Annotated in this window: 7 protein-coding genes, 1 tRNA gene and 2 pseudogenes; 3 read left to right on the top strand and 7 right to left on the bottom strand. The window is 71.5% G+C overall.

Annotated features, from left to right (window positions below; genetic code table 11):
- Both RH94_RS43925 and RH94_RS19560 read left to right on the top strand, forming a co-directional pair.
- Positions 1-737: CHAT domain-containing protein (locus RH94_RS43925; RefSeq protein ID WP_234425882.1), on the top strand; the 737-nt coding region annotated here is incomplete at its 5' end.
- A 350-nt stretch (positions 738-1,087) separates the two neighbouring features.
- Positions 1,088-1,573 carry a L,D-transpeptidase gene (locus RH94_RS19560; protein WP_158073072.1) on the top strand — a complete coding sequence of 162 codons (486 nt, stop codon included), beginning with the start codon at positions 1,088-1,090 and terminating at the stop codon, positions 1,571-1,573.
- Positions 1,574-1,674: 101 nt separating this feature from the next.
- On the opposite strand, the gene RH94_RS19555 is transcribed toward RH94_RS19560, so the two are convergent.
- The 7 genes and pseudogenes from RH94_RS19555 to RH94_RS19520 all read right to left on the bottom strand — a co-directional run bounded on the left by RH94_RS19555 (position 1,675) and on the right by RH94_RS19520 (position 6,426).
- A tRNA-Pro gene (locus tag RH94_RS19555) sits at positions 1,675-1,748 on the bottom strand.
- A 40-nt stretch (positions 1,749-1,788) separates the two neighbouring features.
- Positions 1,789-2,316, bottom strand: a complete 528-nt coding sequence (locus tag RH94_RS19550) for a MarR family winged helix-turn-helix transcriptional regulator (protein WP_073948832.1) — start codon at positions 2,314-2,316, stop codon at positions 1,789-1,791.
- Positions 2,317-2,537: 221 nt separating this feature from the next.
- Positions 2,538-3,646: pseudogene (locus RH94_RS19540) on the bottom strand (PrpF domain-containing protein).
- Positions 3,643-4,353, bottom strand: coding sequence for a 4-carboxy-4-hydroxy-2-oxoadipate aldolase/oxaloacetate decarboxylase (locus tag RH94_RS19535; protein ID WP_073948830.1), 711 nt, complete (start codon positions 4,351-4,353; stop codon positions 3,643-3,645). The pseudogene RH94_RS19540 and the gene RH94_RS19535 overlap by 4 nt, the downstream one beginning before the upstream one ends.
- A complete protein-coding gene (locus RH94_RS19530; protein ID WP_234425881.1) occupies positions 4,350-5,165 on the bottom strand; it encodes a PIG-L deacetylase family protein in 816 nt (271 codons plus the stop codon). The genes RH94_RS19535 and RH94_RS19530 overlap by 4 nt, the downstream gene beginning before the upstream one ends.
- Positions 5,166-5,316: 151 nt before the next feature.
- On the bottom strand, positions 5,317-5,967 hold the full coding sequence (locus RH94_RS19525) for a GntR family transcriptional regulator (RefSeq protein ID WP_073948828.1): 651 nt from the start codon (positions 5,965-5,967) through the stop codon (positions 5,317-5,319).
- A 123-nt stretch (positions 5,968-6,090) separates the two neighbouring features.
- Positions 6,091-6,426, bottom strand: a complete 336-nt coding sequence (locus RH94_RS19520; protein WP_073948827.1) for a hypothetical protein — start codon at positions 6,424-6,426, stop codon at positions 6,091-6,093.
- A 166-nt stretch (positions 6,427-6,592) separates the two neighbouring features.
- Here RH94_RS19520 and RH94_RS43920 point away from each other — a divergent pair.
- Positions 6,593-6,776, top strand: a pseudogene (locus RH94_RS43920) (cupin domain-containing protein); the annotation flags it as partial.

Here is a 6,776-nt window from a genome sequence, read left to right as displayed (position 1 = left end):
TGGAGGAGCTGCTGCTCGGACCCGCCGCCCGGCACCTGGGTTCCGGGCCGGTCGTGGTGGTGCCCCCGGGCTCGCTGCACCGGGTGCCGTGGGCGCTGCTGCCGTCGCTGCGGGAGCGGGTGCTGAGCGTGTCGCCGTCGGCGAGCAGCTGGCTCCGCGCCCGTGAGACCGAGCCGCCGCCGGGCGGCCGCCGGGTGCTGGTGCGCGGGCCGGGGCTGGCGACCGGCGGCGCGGAGGTGCCCGAGCTGGCCGGCCGGTACGGCACGCCGACCGTCCTGGAGGAGGCGGACGCGCACGTCTCGCGCGTGCTGCGGGAGCTGGACGGGGCCGCGCTCGCGCACATCGCCGCGCACGGCACCTTCCGCGCGGACAGCCCGCTGTTCTCGTCGCTGTCGATGGCCGACGGCCCGCTGATCGTGCACGACTTCGAACGACTGCACAGCAGCCCGTACCGGATCATCCTCTCCTGCTGCGACACCGCCCGGTTCGCCTCGGTCGGCGCCGACGAACTCCTCGGCCTGGTCACGGCGCTGCTGCCGCTCGGCACCGCCGGTGTGGTGGCCTGCAGCGCGCCGGTCAACGACGAGGCGGTGGTCCCCCTGATGCTCGCCCTGCACAAGGGCCTGGACGCCGGCCTCTGCCTGGCCGAGGCACTGCGCGACGCGCGGGCCGCGGTGGCGGGCGACGCGACGCACCAGGCGACGGGGTGGGCGTTCTCGGCGTTCGGGGCCGCCTGACCGCGGCCCGGCCACCGTGTCCGCGTCGATGGAGACACCATCGGTCCTTCCGCCTCACCCTCACTCTTTGGTGTTATTGCGCTTCTCCTCACCTCCTTGCCTGTCCGGGAGCCGGAGATCCTTGATCAAAGCGGCCCACACGATCACCTGCCGCTTCGCCGTTCATGTGCTCCCTTCGCGACTGAAGGGCCTGAAAGCCAGGGAATTGAATGACCTCGTCCAGTAAGTCCGCTGCGCGTTGCCTCACTTCTGTCATCGCTTTTGCCGCCCTGACCGCGGTGACCGCTCCCGCGGCGGACGCGAACTCGGCACTCGCTCCTCATGCGGCTTCCCGCGTCACGCTGGAGTTCGTGAAGAACGCCAAGGACCCGTCCGATTCGGTCTTACGGGTCTACGACGGGAAGAGAATCGTCAACACGTTCCGCGCCGGATCCGGCTTGGGGACGGCGGCGGACCACTCGAAGGGAAAGCTGACCAAGGAGGGGGCACTGCACAGGAACGACTGCGCGGTGAGGAAGGGCTGGCTGCCCAACGGGACGTACGAGCCCACTTCGTTCGAGAGCAACCGGAACGGCATCATCAAGGGCTACGCCATCGGCCTTCCCAACCGGGCCTGCCACACGGGCAAGCACGTCCGGTCGGCCCTCTTCATTCACAGTGAGATGACGAAGGACGGAAAGCAGGGACCGCCGAAAGGCCGGGACAGCTCGGAGCGCTGGGAAGGTCCTCAGGACTACAAGTCGGAGGGCTGCATCAAGCTCCATCCCGATCACATCGCGTGGCTGTTCACCCACATGAACCGCCACGGCCGCGCCACGTCGGTCACCGTCCGCTGATGCGGTCAAGGGGGCCGTGGTCCCCGTCAGGTCCTCAAAAATGATCGAGGGGCCGTTTCGGATCACTCCGAAACGGCCCCTCGACCTGCGACTCTTCCGAGTCGGGACGACAGGATTTGAACCTGCGACCCCTTGACCCCCAGTCAAGTGCGCTACCAAGCTGCGCCACGTCCCGGCGCGTTCGTGCGGTGTCCGCGTGAACGTGCAGGTAAACCCTACCGCATGCGGGCCTTCGCGGTTTCGTGGGCCTCCGGTTCGCTGTCGACGTCCTTGGCGTACGCGAAGAAGTCGTCGACCATGCGGTGGAACAGCGTCGCGAGCCGGCGCAGCTCCTCGGGGGACCAGTCGGCCAGGGCCAGCTGCATGCTGCGGGCACCGGCCTCGCGTACGCGGGTGATGGCGTCCCGGCCCGCCTCGGTGAGCTGGATGCGCTGGGCCCGGCGGTCGTCGGGGTCGGGGACGCGGGTGACGTGGCCGGACTTCTGCAGTTGCTGCACCGTACGCGTCACGTGGGAGGGCTCCACGCCGAGGCGGTTGGCCAGCTCGCCCGGCCGCTGCGGCTCGCAGTCGGCGATCTGGCGCAGCAGCGCGACCGCCGCGCGGTCCAGCGGCACGCCCGCCAGGCCCATCAGCCTCTCGTGCTGCCGGGCCCGCGTGCTCAGGTAGGTGATGCGCATCAGGGCGCGCTCGATCTCGGCCACTTCTGACGAGACCGGTACGGTGGGCGACGATGAGGTGGGCATAACCCGGAGTTTACCACATAGTTGCCTTACTCAAGTAAAATTCGGCCTCCCTGCCCGGCGCCGGGACTCCGGGACGCCGGGTGCGCGGCGACCGTCCTGACCGCGGCCGGCGGGTGCACGCCGCCGGCCGTCCCCCTCCCACAGCCGACGGCGTGCGGCGGTGTGTCGGGCGGAGAGCGCCGGTTCGGGCGGGGTGACCCCCAATCCGGCCGCGCACTCCGTCAGTTCGCGCCACACCTTCGGTGCGACGGGTACCCCGTTCGCCGCGCGCTCCACCGCCGGCGCGCCCGCTCCGCCTCCAGCGCCACTCGGGCCACTGGCGGCACGCGCAGCCGGTAGGTGCAGCGGGCATGCCCGACCTCCGCAGCCGCCCCTGCCTGCGCCGTGCGTTTTCCCCTCCCGGTCCCCGGCCGCGCCGGGATGCCGCGGCATCCCGAGCCCTCCGGCCTGACCGCATGTACGACCGCCGCGCAACCGTGCCACGGTTGCGCGGACTTCACACCGACCAGCGGTGGCAGCGCACCGGGATGAAGGTGCGGGTCGTGACGGCACCGCCCTCGCGGGGCGGGGCCAGCAGCGTCAGCTTGGGCACGGTGGCGGACGCCACATCGCCCAGGCCCATGAGCCGGCCGGCCTTCAGCCGGATCTCGCGCAGCCGGTCGGCGAGGGCCAGGTCCTCCTCCAGGTCCCGGGGGTTCTCGTAGCCGGTGACCTTCAGGGCCGTGGCGGGGATCAGCACGGTCGGCATGCCGTTGTCCACGCACGTCACCTCGGTGCCGGCGACCGTGTCCCGGACGTTGCCGGTGGGCAGCAGCGGGCTGTCGGCCGCCGGGAACTCGATCATCACCGGGGCGGCGGTGCCGGGCACCCCGGAGATCCCGGCGTCGCCGGTGTAGTCCACGCGCCCGCCCGGGGTGGGGAAGGTGGCGATCGCCGACTCCCCGGTGTTGCGCATCCGGATCCGTACGGACGTCTCGCCGTCCCCGGGTGCGACCAGTCCGCGTTCGACGGCGAACGGACCGACTCCGGCGAGGATGTTGCCGCAGTTCTGACGTTCAGTCACCTCCGGTTGTTCCACGGCGACTTGGAGGAAGAGGTAGTCCACGTCCGCCTCGGGGTCGGCGGAGGCGGAGACCACCGCGACCTTGCTGGTGAGCGGGTGGGCGCCGCCCAGGCCGTCGATCTGACGCGGGTCGGGGCTGCCCATGATCCGCAGCAGCAGCTCGTCACGGGCGGCGGGGTCGGCGGGCAGGTCCTCGGCGAGGAAGTAGGCGCCCTTGGAGGTGCCGCCGCGCATGAGCACGCAGCGGACCTCCTCGACTCCGCTCACGACCCGGCTCCGGCCCGCACGTGGTCGTCGTACGACTGGTACGTCACGCCCAGTTTCGCGAGGGTGTCGCGCAACCCGTAGCGATCCAGGCCGAGTTGGCCCTGAAGGAAGGCGGCGCGGGAGGCGGCCTCCTTGTTCTCCCGGGCCTCGGAGGCCTCGACCGCCCACCGGGCCCGCTCGCGCGGTACGACCACCACGCCGTCGTCGTCGGCGAGGATCACGTCGCCGGGCCGGATCACCTGGCCGCCGATCGCCACGGGTACGTTGACCGATCCACCGGTCGCCTTCCCGGTGCCCTGCGCGGACACGGCCGCGGACCAGACGGGAAAGCCCATCTCCCGCAGCTCGGCGGTGTCCCGGACGCCCGCGTCGATGACCAGGCCGCGCACCCCGCGCCGCCGCAGCACGGTGGCGAACAGCTCGCCGAACATGCCGTCGGTGGAGGGCGAGGTCGTGGCGACGACCAGGATGTCGCCCTCGCCGCACTGCTCGACGGCGGCGTGGATCATGAGGTTGTCGCCGGGCCGGGACAGCACGGTCACGGCGGTGCCGGCGACCCGTGCGCCCTGCTGGATCGGGCGCAGCCGGGTGGGCAGCAGTCCGGTGCGGCCCATCGCCTCGTGCACGGTGGCCACGCCGTGACCGGCGAGCGCGTCGACGTCCTCGACGCCGGCCTTCGGCGGGTTGGTGACGATGACGCCGCTCATGCCAGCTCCTTCGCGATCTGCGGGTAGGGGCGCATGTAGGCCTCGGCCATGGTCCTGTGCGGCAGGCCCAGGTTGGGGCCGGCGTTGCGCTTGAGCTGGACGCCGCGGCGGACGGCGAGGTCGGTGTAGTAGTCCCACAGGTGCCGCTGGGCGCCCAGGCACTCCATCGCCTTGCGCTTGGTCTCCCACACCTCGGTGATGTCGAACAGCACCTCGGGCCTGAAACCGCTCATCTCGGGCTGGTGGGGCTCGAAGCAGAAGACGGGCGGGGCACCGATGATCTCTCCGGGGCCCGGGTAGCCGATGGCCTGGGCGAGGACGCGGGCCTCCAGCGCCATGCGGTTGGCGGCCGGGTGGTCGCCGTTGTACGGGTCCTCGACGGGGTGGGTGAGGACCACGTCGGGCTGGGTCTCCCGGTGGACCGCGACGAGTCGGTCGGTGAGCTCGGGGGTGGCGACGAGCGGGTAGTCGCCGGCGTCGAAGAAACGCACCTCGGCACCGAGGGTGGCGGCGGCCTTCTCGGCCTCCTCCCGGCGTATCGCCTTGATCTCCTCGAGCGTCCTCCCCTCGCGCCACGCCTTGGCCGACTCACCGCGCTCACCGAAGGTCAGGCACACGATGGTGACCTTCTCCCCGCGCGAGGCGGCCAGGGCGATCGCTCCGCCCGCCCGCCACACGAAGTCCCCGGCGTGGGCGGTGACGACGAGTGTCGACCGTGGGGATGGGGGTCCCCCCTGTTCGAGCGAAGTCGAGAACTTGGGGGAGAAGCCGAGAGCTCGGGGGCGTGGGCGCCTGCGTGCGTCATTGCTCATGTCTCCTTGGTGGACAGGTGTGCGCCCACCACCCCCGCGCAGGTCACACGACCCGCCGGTCGCGCGACGCGTCAGTCGCGCAACGCGTCAGTCGCGCAACGCGTCAGTCGCGCAACGCGTCAGTCGCGCAACGCGTCAGTCGCGCAACGCGTCAGTCGCGCAACGCGTCGATCACGCTGGTGAGGTGGGCGCGGACGGCCGCCTCGGCCGCCTGCGGGTCCCTGGCAGTGATCGCCTCGATCATGGCCAGGTGCTCACTCAGGGACTGCTGCGGACGCCCCGGCCTCAGCGCCAACTGGAAGCGGTGACGCACCAGTTGGGCGTTCAGCCGCTCCAGCAGCTCCACGGCCGTCCGCTGGCCGGAGAACACCCGGACGCGGGCGTGCAGTTCGTGGTTGAGCTCGGAGTAGACGACCGGCTCGCCGTCGGCCACGGCCTTCTCCATCGCCGCACCGAGGTCCGCGAGTTCGGTCAGCTGCTCGTCGCTCGCCGCGACGGCCGCCTTGGCCGCGCACAGCCCTTCGAGCACCATGCGGCACTCGGTGATGGCGACCGCCTCCTCCACGGTCACCACCCGCACCCGCGAACCGCGGTTGCGGATCCGCTCGACCAGGCCCTGGGCCTCCAGGTCGATCAGCGCCGCGCGGATGCTGGCCCGCGTCACACCGAACTGCTCGGCGAGTTCGTTCTCCACCAGCCGCTGAGCCGGTGCCATCTCGCCGTGCAGGATCGCCTGCCGCAGCTGCGCGAGCGCGTGCTGCTTGGCCTGCTCCCCGGTGCTCGGACGGGCTTGGTTCGGCATCGTGCCCTCCCTGAGTGAGTGCCAGTCGAACGTAAATCTGGTCCAACAAGATTGTCAACAATTTTGTCTGCACTGTTGTCCACAGGCACTCACGGGCGCTCACGGGCACTCACCGCGCGACCGTCACTTGATGACCGCGTTGGCCACCACCACGAGCAGCCCGAGCATGGCGACCACCAGCGGCCACTCGCCGACCAGGGCGCGCAGGGCCTGCCGGCGCAGGTGGGGGCCGCGCTCGGCGATGTAGTGGGAGTAGCCGGGGGCGAGCACGGAGGCGAACGCGGTCACCAGCAGCCAGGCGGCGTCGTAGCGGCGGTCGGCCGCCGAGTTGTGCCCGTACTCGGTGAGCGCGGCGACCATGGCGCTGGCCACCACGGCGCCGTAGACCCCGCCGAACAGCATCAGGGACGGGGTGTCGTGTCCGGACCGCCCGGGGACGGCCGCCGTGCTGTCGGCCATGAGCTGCTCTCTTCGCGGACGTACGGAGACGGTCCCCTCAACGATCACCCGGGCCGTCCGCCCCCGCCACTTCACCGCGGACCGCGACGAAGTGTCCGTGCGCCGGCGCCGATCCCCCACACTCTGTCGGCGGTGCCGCGCCCCCGGCCCCGGCTAGGGTCGCCGCATGACGCACAGTTTCGCCCTACACGTACCCGACGCCGACCTCACGCCCGAGCCGCTCGACCCGGAGCAGATCGTCTCCGGAAAGCCCGAGGTGACCGGGAAGGTGGTCTGGGAGTCGGCGGACGGCCGGCAGATCCGCGGGATCTGGCAGATCACCCCCGGGGTCGTCACCGACACCGAGGCGG

The sequence above is a fragment of the Streptomyces kebangsaanensis genome, assembly GCF_001906585.1.
Taxonomy (GTDB): Bacteria; Actinomycetota; Actinomycetes; order Streptomycetales; family Streptomycetaceae; genus Streptomyces; species Streptomyces kebangsaanensis.
Note: the sequence above shows the minus strand (reverse complement) of the source record. Positions and strands in the feature narration are given on the sequence as shown.